At 53.7% G+C, this 14877-nt stretch carries 13 protein-coding genes; 11 read left to right on the top strand and 2 right to left on the bottom strand.

The window, feature by feature from the left end:
* Positions 1–32 precede the first annotated feature (32 nt).
* Positions 33–1700 (top strand): phospholipase D family protein, encoded by a 1668-nt coding sequence (locus GT409_RS01970; protein ID WP_160626428.1) that lies wholly within the window; start codon positions 33–35, stop codon positions 1698–1700.
* Between the two features lie 83 nt (positions 1701–1783).
* Positions 1784–3508, top strand: coding sequence for a YgiQ family radical SAM protein (locus tag GT409_RS01965; protein ID WP_160626426.1), 1725 nt, complete (start codon positions 1784–1786; stop codon positions 3506–3508).
* An 88-nt stretch (positions 3509–3596) separates the two neighbouring features.
* Here GT409_RS01965 and katG read toward each other — a convergent pair whose 3' ends face one another.
* Both katG and GT409_RS01955 read right to left on the bottom strand, forming a co-directional pair.
* Positions 3597–5789, bottom strand: a complete 2193-nt coding sequence (katG, locus tag GT409_RS01960) for a catalase/peroxidase HPI (protein ID WP_160626424.1) — start codon at positions 5787–5789, stop codon at positions 3597–3599.
* A 228-nt stretch (positions 5790–6017) separates the two neighbouring features.
* Positions 6018–6839 (bottom strand): secretin N-terminal domain-containing protein, encoded by an 822-nt coding sequence (locus GT409_RS01955; protein ID WP_160626422.1) that lies wholly within the window; start codon positions 6837–6839, stop codon positions 6018–6020.
* A gap of 103 nt (positions 6840–6942) precedes the next feature.
* Here GT409_RS01955 and GT409_RS01950 point away from each other — a divergent pair, with 103 nt between their 5' ends.
* The 9 genes from GT409_RS01950 to rpsG all read left to right on the top strand — a co-directional run bounded on the left by GT409_RS01950 (position 6943) and on the right by rpsG (position 14862).
* On the top strand, positions 6943–8175 hold the full coding sequence (locus GT409_RS01950; RefSeq protein ID WP_160626420.1) for an ABC transporter permease: 1233 nt from the start codon (positions 6943–6945) through the stop codon (positions 8173–8175).
* Between the two features lie 173 nt (positions 8176–8348).
* Entirely contained in the window at positions 8349–9929 is a 1581-nt protein-coding gene (locus GT409_RS01945) for an SEL1-like repeat protein (RefSeq protein WP_160626418.1), read from the top strand.
* Positions 9930–9979: 50 nt separating this feature from the next.
* Positions 9980–10648, top strand: coding sequence for an ABC transporter ATP-binding protein (locus tag GT409_RS01940; protein ID WP_160626416.1), 669 nt, complete (start codon positions 9980–9982; stop codon positions 10646–10648).
* Between the two features lie 8 nt (positions 10649–10656).
* Complete coding sequence (gene ilvE, locus GT409_RS01935) at positions 10657–11529, top strand: branched-chain-amino-acid transaminase (RefSeq protein ID WP_160626414.1); 873 nt, start codon at positions 10657–10659, stop codon at positions 11527–11529.
* An 83-nt stretch (positions 11530–11612) separates the two neighbouring features.
* Positions 11613–12119 (top strand): UvrB/UvrC motif-containing protein, encoded by a 507-nt coding sequence (locus tag GT409_RS01930; RefSeq protein ID WP_160626412.1) that lies wholly within the window; start codon positions 11613–11615, stop codon positions 12117–12119.
* A complete protein-coding gene (locus tag GT409_RS01925) occupies positions 12116–13186 on the top strand; it encodes a protein arginine kinase (protein ID WP_160626410.1) in 1071 nt (356 codons plus the stop codon). The genes GT409_RS01930 and GT409_RS01925 overlap by 4 nt, the downstream gene beginning before the upstream one ends.
* The gene (locus GT409_RS01920) at positions 13176–13574 is read left to right on the top strand and encodes a hypothetical protein (RefSeq protein WP_233231587.1); all 399 of its coding nucleotides are present in this window, start codon (positions 13176–13178) and stop codon (positions 13572–13574) included. The genes GT409_RS01925 and GT409_RS01920 overlap by 11 nt, the downstream gene beginning before the upstream one ends.
* Before the next feature lie 419 nt (positions 13575–13993).
* A complete protein-coding gene (rpsL, locus tag GT409_RS01915) occupies positions 13994–14371 on the top strand; it encodes a 30S ribosomal protein S12 (protein WP_160626406.1) in 378 nt (125 codons plus the stop codon).
* A gap of 17 nt (positions 14372–14388) precedes the next feature.
* Complete coding sequence (rpsG, locus tag GT409_RS01910) at positions 14389–14862, top strand: 30S ribosomal protein S7 (protein ID WP_160626404.1); 474 nt, start codon at positions 14389–14391, stop codon at positions 14860–14862.
* The last annotated feature ends 15 nt before the right edge of the window (positions 14863–14877 follow it).

The raw sequence follows: 14877 nt of genomic DNA, 5'->3' as shown, positions 1-14877 counted from the left end.
TGGAAATTCGGGTTTTCGGCAGGAGACAGGAAATGAAACGGTTTTTGTGTTTGGTGTTTCTGGCGGCAGCGATCGGAGCGGCGGCGGAATCGCCGCTGTTCGGGCCGCAGGACGGAACGAATCGGGTGGCGATTGTAAACAGCGGATACGATGCGATGCTGCTTCGGGTGCACCTGTTCCGTAATGCAAAGAAGTCGATTGATGTCCAGACGTTCATTCTGACCAATGACGAGTGCGGGCGCCTGTTTATGTATGAGCTGATTCAGGCGGCGAAGCGCGGTGTGAAGGTCCGAATGATTACGGATCATATCGCGTCGGACAAGGATCGGGATCTGGCGGCATTTTTGGCGGATGTGCATCCGAATCTGGAACTGAAATATTATCGCCCGATGGGAGATCGGCTGAACCCGTCCAAACTTCGCGGGTTGATGGATGTGCTGTTTGCATTCCGGAATACGAATCAGCGGATGCATAACAAGATTATTACGGTGGACGGGAAAGTTGCGATCACGGGCGGTCGTAATATTGAAAACACCTATTATGATTTTTCGATCGGCATGAATTTCAAGGACCGTGATGTGCTGGTGGTCGGTCCGGTGGTGCGCGATATCGAGAAATCGTTTGAACAGTTCTGGGGCTATAACTATGCGGTTGCTGGACATGATTTGCTCGATGTTCGCAAGCGGCTGGAAGCCGGCGGATTTACCCGCTACGAAACATGGGATGAGTTTGAGCTGCACGGCTTTTTTGATGAGCTGAGTCCGATGGCCGACGATGCCGCGCAGATTCAGGACCGCTTTGCGGATGTCCTTCTTCCGGCGCAGCGAGTGGATTTTATTTGCGATAAGCCGGGCAAAAATTCCCGATGGGGACTGAACGGAGACGGCGTTATTACCGCCCGACTGCGCAAGGAGCTGGAAAACTGGAACGATGAGCTGGTGCTGCAGAGTCCCTATCTGGTGCTGGACAAGCCGATGCGGGATTTTTTCCTGCGGAAAAAAGCGGAAAATCCGGATTTGAAGGTGAAGGTTTCGTCGAACAGTTTTGGAGCAACCGACAATATTATGGCTTACTCCGCGAATTACAAATGGCGGTCGCTCTACATCGAAGACCTCGGATTCCATATCTATGAATACAGACCGCTGCCTGGCAATTTACTGACCGTTTTTCCTGCCTATCCAAAAATGAAGGCGCTGGCGGAGCAGAAAGCCGCCGCGGGAGAAAAGAAAAAACAGCCATACCTCTGTATTCATGCAAAATCGTTTGTGATGGATGGGCGTGTGGCTTACATCGGGACCTTTAATCTGGATCCGCGGTCGGCCAATTTGAACACAGAGGTCGGCCTGCTGATTTATGACCCGAAAATCGCCGGGTTGGTCCAGGAAAATATCGAGAACGACATGCGGGCGGGCAACAGCTGGGTGATCGCCCGTCGGGAAATTCCGCTCAGCCTGGACAAGGTGAATTCCTTTTTCGAGAGGATTTCGGCTTCTATTCCGGCGGACCTGTGGCCGATTCGCAACACGGCCAGTTTTGATCTGCTGGCGGGAATGGCGCCGCTGTCGCCGGGTCACCCCGATTTCTATACGCATTATCAGAATGTCGGCAGTTTCCCGGAAGACGAAACGCTGGCTGCGCCCAACGAAACCCAGACCCGGATTCTCAAAGTCATCAACGGCCTTGCCGCGCCGATTCTTTGAGCCGTTTCCAGGATTTGGACGCCATTGTGTTGCTGCACAGATTGGATTCCCAAGCATTGGAAAATATGAGACGCTGTTTCCCAATGTCTAAAGAACAACAGTTTTTACCCATGTCCCGGAGGGAGATGGATGCGCGCGGATGGGATGAGCTCGACGTACTGGTGATTACCGGTGACGCGTATGTGGACCATCCGGCGTTTGGCGCGGCGGTGATCGGCCGTGTGCTCGAGGCTGACGGCTGGCGCGTCGGCATTATTTCCCAGCCGGACTGGGCCGATCCCGAGTCGTTGACCGTGATGGGCCGTCCGCGTCTTTTTTGTGGGATTACGGCGGGCAATCTGGATTCGATGCTCTCGAACTACACCGCTGCGCGCCGCAAACGTAAAGAGGATTCCTACACGCCCGGCGGCGTGGTCGGGAAACGACCGAATCTGGCATCGATGGTTTATACGCAGTTGGTCAAAAAAGTTTTTCCGGGAGTAACCACGGTGCTTGGCGGCATTGAGGCCAGCATGCGTCGTACGGTTCACTACGATTACTGGCAGGATAAGCTGCGCCCGTCGGTTCTGGCGGATTCCAAGGCGGACCTGCTGGTCTACGGCATGGGCGAGCGCGCGATTCGAGAAACGGCTCGGCGGGTGAATGACGGTGAAGCGCTGGCAGGGATTCCCGGTACGGCACGTTTTCTCGGTGGCAAAGAAACCAACTCGCTCGATTTGTCCGCATGTGTGGTGCTTCCTTCGTTTGAAGAGTGCAAGACGGACAAAGCAAAGGTGCGAGAGCTGACGCGCCTGACAGAGCGCGAACAGAATCCGTTTTCCGGCAGACCGCTGGTGCAGATGCACGGTGCGCGCGCGGTGCTGATTGAGCCGCCGGCTGAGCCGCTTTCGACGGAGGACATGGATCGGGTCTACGAACTGCCGTATGTGCGGGCTGCGCATCCATCGTATAAGGAAAAGATTCCGGCGTATACGATGATTAAGGAATCGGTGACGGTTGTGCGCGGCTGCGGCGGCGGGTGCGCCTTCTGCGGCTTAGGTCTTCATCAGGGTCGTTTTCTGACGAGTCGGTCTGAAGATTCGGTGGTGCGTGAAGTGAAAGAATTGAGCAATCAGCCGTGGTTCCACGGCACCGTAACAGACATTGGCGGGCCGACGGCGAATTTATATGGATGCATCAACGGCGTTTGCGAGGCGTGCAAAACCTGTAAACGGTCGAGCTGCCTGTATCCCGCGATCTGTCCGAACCTTGAGCTGGACGCAACAGCGGCGATTCATCTGATGCGCCGAGTGCGCGAGCTCGAAAAAGTGAAACACGTTTTTGTGCAGTCAGGGATTCGCATGGATGTGGCGCTGCGCACTCCGGAGTACATTCGCGAGCTGGCGAAGTATCACGTATCGGGTCATCTGAAAGTGGCACCGGAACACATGCACGCCGAGGTGCTCAAAAAAATGCGCAAGCCGGGACCACAGTGTTTTCTTGAATTTCAGAAGGCGTTTGAGAAGGAAAGTCGCAAGGCCGGCAAGAAGCAGTATCTGGTTCCGTACTTCATTTCCAACTTCCCGGGTTCGACCGAGAAAGAGATGAAGGCGGTTGAGCAGTTTGTGCGTGAAGAGGAGTGGAAGCTGCAGCAGGTACAGGATTTTATCCCGCTGCCGATGACCGCGGCCGCCGCGACCTATTATACCGGCCTCGACTACGAAACCGGCAAGCCGGTTCCCGTGATCCGCGGCCTCGCTGAGCGCCGCACTCAGATGAAGCAGCTTCGTCCTCACGCCCGCAGAGGCAAGGGGAAAAGAAACCGCTGATTGGCGGTTTTTTAATTACAAACGGACACGAACCGTTCCAAACCTTGGAAAGGGGTTTTCCAGGGTTTGGAAACAGGGTTTGTTGTCATCAGGCAAGATCAAAGCGGTCGAGGTTCATGACTTTGCTCCACGCGGAAACAAAATCCTTCACGAACTTTTTCTGCGAGGTTGCGCTTCCGTACACTTCCGCGATGGCCCGCAGCTGGGAATTTGCGCCGAAGATGAGGTCCACCTGAGAACCGGTCCATTTCAGTTTTCCTGTCTTGCGATCGAACCCCTCATAAACGTCTTCATCCTTTGCAGAGGGTTTCCACTCTGTGCCCATATCAAGCAGGTTGACGAAGAAGTCGTTGGAGAGCGTTTCCTTTTGTTTGGTGAAGACTCCGTTTTTCGACTTTTTGAAGTTTGCATTCAGCACGCGCAGGCCGCCAATGAGCACGGTCATTTCCGGGGCGGTTAATGTCAGCAGCTGCGCTTTGTCGATCAGAAGTGCCCCGGCTGAGACTGCATATTTCTGTGGGAGGTAGTTCCTGAAGCCGTCCGCCATCGATTCGAGCACGGTGAACGATTCTGTATCCGTCTGTTTCGCCGATGCATCCATGCGACCCGGCGTGAATGGGACCTTGACCTTGTGGCCGGCTTTAGCGGCGGCTTCTTCCACGGCCGCACAACCGCCAAGAACGATCAGGTCGGCCAGTGATACTTTTTTCTTATTGTGCGCTTTGTTGAATGCCTTTTGGATGCCTTCGAGCGTTTTGAGGACTCTCGCCAGCCGTTTCGGCTGGTTGACCGGCCAGTCTTTTTGCGGAGCGAGCCGGATGCGTGCGCCGTTGGCTCCGCCGCGCTTGTCGGAACCCCGGAAGGTCGACGCCGAAGCCCATGCCGTCGAAACCAGATCGGAAATCGATAAGCCGGACTTCAGGATCTTTGCTTTCAGGTCTTTGATGTCGGCAGAGTTGATCAGCTTGTGGTCAACCGCCGGAATCGGGTCCTGCCAGATCAGGTCTTCTTTCGGAACCTCCGGGCCGAGATAACGCGACTTCGGTCCCATATCGCGATGGGTCAGTTTGAACCACGCGCGGGCGAATGCATCGGCGAATTCATCCGGGTTTTCATGGAATCGACGCGATATTTTTTCATATTCCGGATCGAAACGCAGCGACAGGTCTGTCGTCAGCATGGTCGGGCGGTGTTTCTTCTTTGGGTTATGCGCGTCGGGCACATCTTCCGGAGCGTCTTTCGCAACCCACTGGTAGGCTCCTGCGGGACTCTTGGTGAGTTCCCATTCATAGTTGAACAGGTTATCGAAGAAATAATTGCTCCACTGAGTCGGAGCCTGAGTCCAGGTGACTTCTTCGCCGTCAGTAATGGTGTCGCCGCCTTTTCCCGTTTTAAAGGAACTCTTCCAGCCGAGACCCTGCTGTTCAAGCGGGGCGGCTTCCGGTTCCGGACCGACGTGGGTTGCAGGGCCTGCGCCATGAGTTTTGCCGAACGTATGTCCCCCGGCAATCAGTGCAACAGTTTCCTCATCATTCATTGCCATTCGCGCAAACGAGTTTCGAATATCCTTTGCTGCCAGAACAGGATCGGGATTTCCTCCCGGTCCTTCGGGGTTTACATAAATCAGTCCCATCTGAACCGCCGCCAGAGGGTTGTCCTTTTTCTTCGGATCCAGATCCCGGTTGTCATCGGCCAGCCATTCTTTTTCGGAGCCCCAGTAGACATCCTCTTCCGGTTCCCAGATGTCCTCGCGTCCACCGCCGAAGCCGAAGGTCTTGAAGCCCATGGTTTCCAACGCCACGTTGCCGGTGAGAATGATCAGGTCGGCCCATGAGATTCGGTCGCCGTATTTCTGTTTAATCGGCCAGATCAGGCGGCGCGCTTTGTCGAGATTGCAGTTGTCGGGCCAGCTGTTGAGCGGTGCAAGGCGCTGATTACCGGTGCCGCCTCCGCCGCGGCCGTCACCGGTCCGGTAGGTTCCGGCGGAATGCCATGCCATGCGGATGAACAGCGGACCGTAGTTTCCGAAATCTGCCGGCCACCACTCCTGCGAGTCGGTCATGAGTTTTTTAAGATCCTTTTTTACAGCCTTCAGATTGAGTTTCTTGAACTCTTCTGCGTAGTTGAAGTCTTCGTCGAGAGGGTTGAGAGCGGGCGGGTTCTGGTGGAGTATTTTCAAGTTCAACTGGTTCGGCCACCAGTCCTTGTTGCTTTTAGCACTGTTCATGTCAGGACGTTTCCCGACGTTTCCGGTTACTGGACATTTGCTTTCGCGACTCATTTTCATCTCCCTTTAGTTCGAATCTGACGACGGTTTAACCGCAACCCTGACCTGGAGCGGCATGCTTTTAACACAAACCCGCCAAAATACGCGGGCATTTTAATGAGTATTTAAAAAATGAAAAGTGTTTTTGCAGAGTGGGGTTGTGCTATGTCGATATTTCCAAACCTTGGAAAGAATTCTCTCAGGGTTTGGAGACAGGGTTCCGGAGTGGCCGATTCAGCATCTTTATTCGAGGATGTGCGGCGTCAGCGTGATATCTGTATTAATGGATTCGTCATCAGATGATCCGCCGATGAAGAAGTGAGAGTTGAAATCCCTGTCCTGATTGAATCCGCCGATGTGGATGGTTTGTCCGTCTCCCGCCGTCACTTCCGTTGCCAAATGGGTGAACTGGATGGTTTCGCGGCTTCCGTCCTGAAGTCGTCCGCTCAGTTCCGGAATGACCCGGATGCGAATCAGTCCGGGGCTGACAATAGTCGGTTCCACTGCCAGAAATGATCCGACATCCTGCCATTCTATGTGGGCTTCGCGGATATATCCGTAGCGATGGCCATATTCGACCAGCCACGCGGCATACGGAACCCGTTCCCCGACGCGCAGGGTGGCGGAACGTCCGTCCATGGCGACCAGCATCTGGGTGGTCGTTTCGTTGACGGTGGTTCTTTGGTTGCGAAAACGGCCGCCTATGGTTGCGTGAATTTCCCCGTTGCGAATGGTGACAGGGCCGCGCGGATAGCCGCGGGCGGTTCTTTTGACCGAGTTTTCGCTGCTGTCGAGCTGAACATTGATCTGAATGTTTTTCGGCGGGGCATCCAGTTCGCTGAGCATTTGCTGTATGTTTTTCTGCTGTTCGGCGGTTCCTTTCACGATCAGTTTGCGGTCGATGGCCTGGATCTGGAGATTGTTGGTGGAGGGCAGCATGAGCTGGATGATTTCCGCCGCTTCCTGCGGGTCGGTGAAGCGGACGGGATAGGTTTGAACGGTCGGTTCTTCCGCGGAAACGGCGAGAGCGATCATTGCTGCTGAAATCAAAAAAGCACGATTCATGATCCGCCTCCTTTTCATAAGAAAAAGTCTACGCTGTTTTTTTGTTTTTCCAAGGTTTGGAAACTTTTATTCCGCCGATAGGCTGTGTAGGATGCAGCTCTCTATGAAAAGTTCTTTTTCCCTGTTTTTGGCATTTAAGTATTTGAAACCGAAGCGATCGTTTCTGTCGGTGGTTACGCTGCTGTCGCTGCTCGGCGTTACACTCGGTGTTGCGGTGCTCATCATTGTGCTGTCTGTAATGACCGGTTTTGATGAGACCTGGCGCGAAAAAATTCTCAGTTTCAACGCCCACGTCAAAGTGACGGAATACGGAGGTGTGATTGAGCAGCCGGCCAAACTGCTGACTGCTGTTAAAAAAGTGAAGGGCATTACCGGGGCCGCGCCGAACCTCGAAGGATTTGTGTTTATCCAAACCGAAAGTGACAATGTTCACACGCCGATGCTGCGCGGGATTGATTCCGAACTCGAGCGGACGGTGAGCAAGGTGCCGGATCATGTTGTGAAAGGTGCGTTTTCAATCGGGTATGGGGAGATTGTGATCGGTCGTGACCTCGCACTGCGCCTTGGGCTCGATATCGGCGATTCGCTGCGGGTGTATTCTCCGCAGAATTTTGTGTCACAGGACGAGCTGCGCCTGCCGGAAGAGCTGACGATCAGCGGGATTTTTGAGGTCGGCATGTGGGAGTTTGACGCCAATGTGGTCCTGACCTCCCTCGACACGGCGCGGTCTGTTTTTAATGTGGAGCAGGGCGTGCACTGTCTTCAGATTATGACGGATAATCCGATGGATGCACCGCGTATTGCGCATCAGCTCAAACAGGGGCTCGGTCCGTATTTTGACGTTCGCAGCTGGATTGACCTGAATCGGCAGATGTTTACGGCGCTCCAGACGGAGAAAAACATGATGTTTTTCCTGCTGATCTTTATCACCATCGTAGCGGCGTTCGGCATCACTAATACGCTGATTACGCTGACGGTTCAGAAAACCCACGAAATCGGACTGCTCAAAGCGCTTGGTTTTGCAAATCGCCGGATCGTCGCCATTTTTCTATGGATCGGTGCGGTGCAGGGCGTCATTGGCACGGGCCTCGGCCTCGGCCTCGGGTTGCTGGCTCTGAAATATCGCAATGAGCTGCTCAACTTTATTTCTGCGCAGTTCCGGGTCGACCTGCTGCCGAAAGAGCTTTATCAGCTCAGTCAGATTCCTGCGCATACAACCATTAGCGATGTGATCACCGTTTGCTCCACCGTGCTTGTCATCTGCACGCTCGCCGGTCTTGTTCCCGCCTGGCGCGCTGCCCGCCTTGAACCCGTTGAAGCGTTGAGGAATGAGTGATGGGAAGGAAGCTCCGGTTTTTTTTGATCATTCTGACCGCGGCTGTTGCTCTCTGTTGGGTTGCTGGGGCGTTTTTTCGGATCCGGTCGATTTGTCGAGGAAGCACATCGATTTCTTCGGAACTTCTCAGCGAGCAGATTGCATCTGTTGTTTACAGTCCGAAGCGTCGAGCCGTGGCTAAACAGTATATGTTCTATTCGGCAGAGGAAGCGCTCGATAAAGCCTTTTCCCTGCTGGATGAAGGCAACCAGATGGAAGCGGAGGAAGTGGTCGGGTGGACCGCGTATCGAGATGTCGAAAATTCAGAACTTCTTTTTGCAGAAGCCGTTATGGGCCGGTCCCGATGGAACAAGCGGCTGGCCTCAAAGTGCTTTCATTTTCTGTTACAGAACGCGCCGGCCGGCAGTGTGATCTCTGAGGCTTCCGATCTGGCTCTGCAGCTGGATCAGGAAGTCGTGCCGGATGGAAGTCTGGCCAGGCTGATTCAGCTGTCGGATGAAAATTCCGACAATGTTTATCTGCTTTGGCTCTCCGCAATCCAGTGCCGGGCGCAGAAAGAAGGTGAGCCGGGGAAGCAGCGATATGAAAAACTGCTGAGCCGCTTTACTGTTGCTTCGGTCATGGTTCATCACACGTATGCGAATATTCTGACGGAGTATCTCGATGAATATGATGAGGCAATAAAGCATCGGAAGATTGCTGTCGAGATGTCGCCCACAGGGTGGACCTATCAGGGGCTGGCGAACACCTTAAAGAAAATGAAGCGCTACGAGGATTCCTGTGCAGCATGGGAAAAATGCATCGAGCAGGATCCAGACGATTCCGATTATTGGCGGCAGTGGGCGAACACCCTCTACGAAATGAAGCAATATGAGGAAGCGTTGGAAAAGTATGAAAAATCTGCTGCGCTGGATCCGGCGTATCGCTACACCTATTATCGCATCGGCCGCTGTAAAAGGCGGTTGAAGCAGTATGACGAAAGAATGTTATCTGCTTTCAGGACGAGTGCCGATATGGGATACGCCGCTTCTATGTATGAGGTCGCGTCCTGTTATGAACATGGCAGGGGATGCGGTGCCAATGCTGTGATGGCAGTGGCTTGGTACAGAAAGTCATGGGAACATGATTATGATCCTGGCCGGCGCGCATTGGCTCGCTGCTTGCAGCGAGGAGCTGGCGGCGAGACGAATACGGTTGAGGCGGCTCGATTGTTTCGAATCGGAGCAGATACCGGAACAAAATATGACCAGACTGAGATGGGCCGCTGCTGTGCCTTCGGACTGGGCGCTCCTCAGGACTGGAGCGAAGCCGCCCGTTATTTACAGCTGGCTGCCGATCAGGGCGAAGTGTTGGCGAAACATATGCTTGCGCAATGTTATGCTCGCGGGCTGGGCGTGGAGAAAGACGAGCGTGAAGCCAATCGACTTTTTGAAGATGCCGTTGAGCATCGGTCGAACCGCCCGGGAATGATGTTGGTTTATTCTCTGTTTTTGGTGAATTGCGATTCCCCGGAATTGCGCGACCAGGAACGTGCCCTCGCTTTTTTAAACAATGCTTTGGATATAAAATATAATGGGGTGTATTGTTGCGTTTTACCTCGAAAAGACGTTGATAGTCCCAAAACAGCCGTTGTTGACCTTGCCGACGAGCTGCTTGAGTATTGGGAAAAGGATCTCTCTGACGGAGAAGACCGGGTTCAACTGATCGAGCGACTTGGAGAATTTAAAGAAAAAACCATGGGGCAGCTCTTGTAATTTAAAGTTTCCAAGGATTGGAAAAAGTCCAGTTTGACGTGAGAATTTAAATGAGTGAAATCTTAAAAGCAGAAGAGGTACACAAGAACTACCGGATTGGAAAGCGGACGGTTGAGGTGCTTCACGGAGTGTCGCTGAGCGTTCAGCGTGGTGAGACGCTGTCGGTGATGGGGGCGAGCGGATCGGGAAAAAGTACGCTGCTGCATCTCCTTGGAGGGCTGGATAAACCGGATTCGGGCGATGTGCAGTTCGAAGGCAACAGCCTGGTTTCGATGAAAGCTCCGAAGCGTGCCGCGTTTCGCGCGAACCGCTGCGGATTCATTTTCCAGAGCTATCATCTGCTGCCGGAGCTCGATGTGCTCCAGAATGTGATTCTGCCGTCAATGGCGGCGCGCCGGAAAGACGCCAAAACACGCGCGGAACATCTGCTGGATCGCGTGGGCCTCTGCGGGCGCATGGATCACCGGCCCATGGAACTTTCGGGCGGCGAGCAGCAGCGCGTGGCGCTGGCACGGGCCCTGATGAATGAGCCGGATTTGATTCTGGCAGACGAACCGACCGGGAATTTGGATTCACACACTGGCGAAAACGTATTGCATAACCTCTTTGATTTAGCACAATCTGAACAGTTGACACTGATTCTGGTGACGCACAACGAGGATGTGGCCCGGCTCTGTCAGCGTGAATTGGTGTTGAAAGACGGAAAGCTGGAGGAATAGGACAGACAATGAAAGTTTTTTTGAATGGACAGTTGGTAGATAAAAAAGACGCTGTTGTTTCGGTGTTTGATCACGGTCTGCTGTACGGAGACGGTGTTTTTGAAGGGACCCGCGTATACAACGGGAATATTGCATTTCTTGGCGAGCATATCGATCGTCTGCTCGACTCCGCCAAAGTGATTGCTCTGGATATCGGCATGACGAAGCAGGAGCTGATCGACGCGACGGTGGACACCTGCCGGGCCAACGGAATTGAAAACGGGTACATCCGCCACGTCGTCACACGCGGAAGCGGAACGCTGGGCCTCAATCCATACCTGTGTGAAAAAGCGTCGGTGATTATCATTGCCGACAACATCAAGCTGTATCCCCAGGAAATGTACGACAACGGCATGAAGATCATTACGGCCGGCACCATGCGCAATATGCCTGAAGCGCTCAATCCGAAGGTCAAGAGCCTGAACTATCTCAATAACATCATGGCGAAAATCGAAGCCATCAACTCGGGCGTGATGGAGTGCCTGCTGCTTAATCCGCAGGGGTACGTCGCAGAAGCGTCCGGGGATAATGTTTTCGTGGTGAAGGGCAATAAGCTGATCACTCCGCCGACCTGGTGCGGAGCGCTGGACGGCATCACCCGCAGTAAAGTGATGCAGCTGGGGCGCGAGTTGGGTCTGGACGTGGTCGAGCAGGTGATGACGCGCTATGAAATCTGGACTGCCGATGAAGCGTTTCTTACAGGAACAGCTGCCGAAGTGATCGCTGTTGTGGAGCTCGACAAACGCTCGATCGGGACCGGAACACCCGGCCCGGTTACGCACAAACTGGTTGACGCGTACCGTAAGCTGGTTGTGGAAGATGGTATCAGAATCGATTTCTGAGTCCTGAACTCTAAACGCTGAGCAAATTTAAAACTGAAAATTCTGAATGGAGAGTCCGGGTTGGAACGTTTGGGTTTGATGCTATGAAATGTGACCTTTGTGATAAAGAAGCGGTTGTGCACCTGACGCAGGTGGTAAACGGCGAGATGAAAGAGGTTCATCTCTGCGAGGAGCACGCCAAGGAGCAGGGCATTGATATTCACAGCCCGATTTCCATCACGGACATCCTGATGGGCCTGGGCGAGGCGAAGCAGGGGATTGAGCACCAGCTCAGTCCGTCCTGCCCGCGCTGCGGAATGGCGCGCGAGGAGTTCCGCAGGAGCGGGCGCCTCGGCTGCCCGGACTGCTACAACACTTTCATGGCTGAGCTGGCCGTTGCCATCAAAGCCATGCATCACAGCAGCCAGCACGTCGGCAAGATTCCGGCGCGTGAAGGGCTTCAGACCCGTATCAAGTCGCAGATTGCCCGGTTTCAGAAAGAACTGGATGCCGCCATCGCCCGCGAGGACTATGAAAAGGCGGCGGAGATCCGGGATCGGATCAGTGAGGTCCGCACGCAGGCGGAAGAACAGGAAGGCGGTGACGCATGACGCTCGATGGACTTCTTGAACGGCATGGCGGATGGCTCGAATCCGGCCCGGAAGAGGGGCCGGTGATCAGCAGTCGTGTGCGCCTGGCCCGCAACCTCAGCGATACCACGTTTCCCGGATGGGCTTCCAAAGAAGTTCGTGACCGCGTTTGGAATGAAGTTGTGCAGGCCTTCGACAGTATGGAAACCGATACGGAATTCCTTCGCTGGCGAATGGACGAACTGAAAACGCTGGAGCGCGAGCTTCTGTTCGAACGGCACCTGATCAGCGCGGAGCTGGCGGAGCGTAAGAGCGGCAGCGGCCTGTTTGTCAGCGAAGATGAATGTCGGGCTGTCATGGTGAACGAGGAAGATCATATTCGTCTGCAGTCTTTGCAGCCGGGGCTGAATTTGCAAAAGGCGCTGGACGGAGCCGAAGCGCTGGATGATGACCTTGAAAAAACACTGACCTATGCTTTTTCGTCTAAACTCGGGTATCTGACCGCCTGTCCGTCCAATGTCGGAACAGGTATGCGCGCCAGTGTGATGCTGCATCTGCCGGGACTCTGCCTGACTGAAGAGATTAAGCCCGTGATCAATGCCGTTTCTAAAATCGGGTTGGCTGTTCGAGGCATGTGGGGCGAAGGCTCTGAAGCCGCCGGCCACATGTTCCAGATTTCCAATCAGATCACTTTGGGAAAAACCGAAGTCGAGATTATTTCTCATCTCGACCAGATTGTGCTCGAAGTGATCGAACACGAAAAAAATGCCCGTTTGCGCCTGATGGAGTCTCAGCAGATCCGTGTGCACGACCATATTGGCCGCGCTTACGGTATTTTGGCGCATGCCGCCATGATGAACTCCAACGAAGCGCTCGACCTGTTGTCCGGCCTGCGCCTTGGCATTGATCTCGGCCTTATGCCGGAAATTGCCCGGCGCGATATTGATCAGCTGCTGATTCGGATTCAGCCGGCCCACCTGCAGAAGGCCGCTGGTTCCATGCTCAGCCCTGAAGAGCGCGACATTAAGCGGGCGCAGCTGATTCGCCTTTTTTTAGATGGAAGTCCGGACAATGGCAATGGACACTGATAAAAATGTAGATCAAGCCTCCCTGATTGAGGAACTGGAGCAGTTTCGTAAAGAAAAAGAACGGATACGGCGGCTGGTTGGACAGATCGGCGGCAAGCACTCGCAGAAGCACGATAATATTGTAAATATCATCTTTATTATCGCTATGGTGGTTCTCTTTGCGCTCGATCTGTTGCGCCATATTTTTCATATCCACGTGCCGTTGCCGCAGATGTTTTCTATTGAGCTGGCCGTGCTGCTCGTTTCAATCAAAATTATCTGGATGATCCACCGGGGAACCAAAGTGGAGCACTTCCAGTTCTGGGTGCTCAACTCCATCGAATTCCGTCTTAATGATGTTGCCAAGCGTTTGCGCGAAATCGATAAAAAGCTCTCTGGTGGGTCATAATGGATGGAATGCGGAGTGTTGACGGGCGAGGGTCGGTTCCTGTTTTTCAGGCCGCTGGAAAAAGACGAGCTTCTTTGTTCCAAGTTTTGGAAGAATCCGGTAGAACCTTCCGAGCATTGGGAAATGATTGGACGATTTTCCCGGCCATTGGGACCTTCATCTGTTTTGTGGCTGTTCCGACCGCCTGTAACAGGGGGCGGGGACGTCCAAGGGTTTGTCTCTTCGGTTCTTGAGCAGGTGTCCGGAGATTGCGGTATACTTCGAGCCGTGCCGCGGTGCGAATTTTGTAATACAGGCTTAGTCCAAACGCGTATTGGACGGGCAAAATAAAAAATGTGAAAAAAAATGAATGAAATGCTTGCGGGACGGACAGAGGAAACATACTATCTGCCGCTCGTTTTTTGAAGGAAGGGATTTTTATGCCTACAGTAAATCAGCTTGTTAGAAAACCGCGTACGCCGATTAAGAAGAAGAAAAAGTGTCCTGCGTTGACCGCCTGTCCGCAGCGCCGCGGTGTTTGTCTTTTGGTGAAAACCCAGACCCCGAAGAAGCCGAACTCGGCGCTTCGTAAAATCGCCCGTGTCCGTTTGACCAACGGTCGCGAAATCAATGCCTACATCCCGGGTGAAGGCCACAACCTGCAGGAACACAGCATGGTGCTGGTTCGTGGCGGTCGTGTAAAGGACTTGCCGGGTGTTCGTTATCACATCGTTCGCGGTGCGTTGGACTGTCTTGGTGTGGATGGACGCAAACAGGGTCGTTCAAAATACGGTGCGAAAAAGCCGAAAGAATCATAAGTAAAGGTTTTTAGATCATGGCAAGAAGACGCGCAGCAGAAAAACGTACGTTAACCCCCGATCCCCGCTACAACAGCGAGCTGATCGCTTATATGATTAACGCCATTATGGGTCGCGGCAAAAAAGCAACCGCCGCTTCCATCGTGTATGGAGCCCTCGAAGATATCCAAAGCAAGCTGAAGGATGAAGATCCGTTGGCTGTGCTGACTCAGGCGATGGAAAACATTAAGCCGAAACTGGAAGTGAAATCCCGTCGTGTCGGTGGTGCCACGTATCAGGTTCCGGTGGAAGTCGGCCCGAAACGCCAGACTGCTCTGGCCAGCCGCTGGCTGATCCAGTATTCCAAGGGCCGCCGCGGTATGCCGATGCGCCGTGCGCTGTCTATGGAGCTGTTGGATGCGTATGCTAACCAGGGTTCCTGCATTAAAAAGCGGGATGATACGCATAAGATGGCTCAGGCGAACAAAGCGTTCGCTCATTACCGCTGGTAATGATGGGATGATGCA

This window comes from Tichowtungia aerotolerans, from assembly GCF_009905215.1.
Classification (GTDB): Bacteria; Verrucomicrobiota; Kiritimatiellia; order Kiritimatiellales; family Tichowtungiaceae; genus Tichowtungia; species Tichowtungia aerotolerans.
The sequence above is the reverse complement of the archived record's forward strand: the minus strand, read 5'-3'. Positions and strand labels throughout refer to the sequence as shown.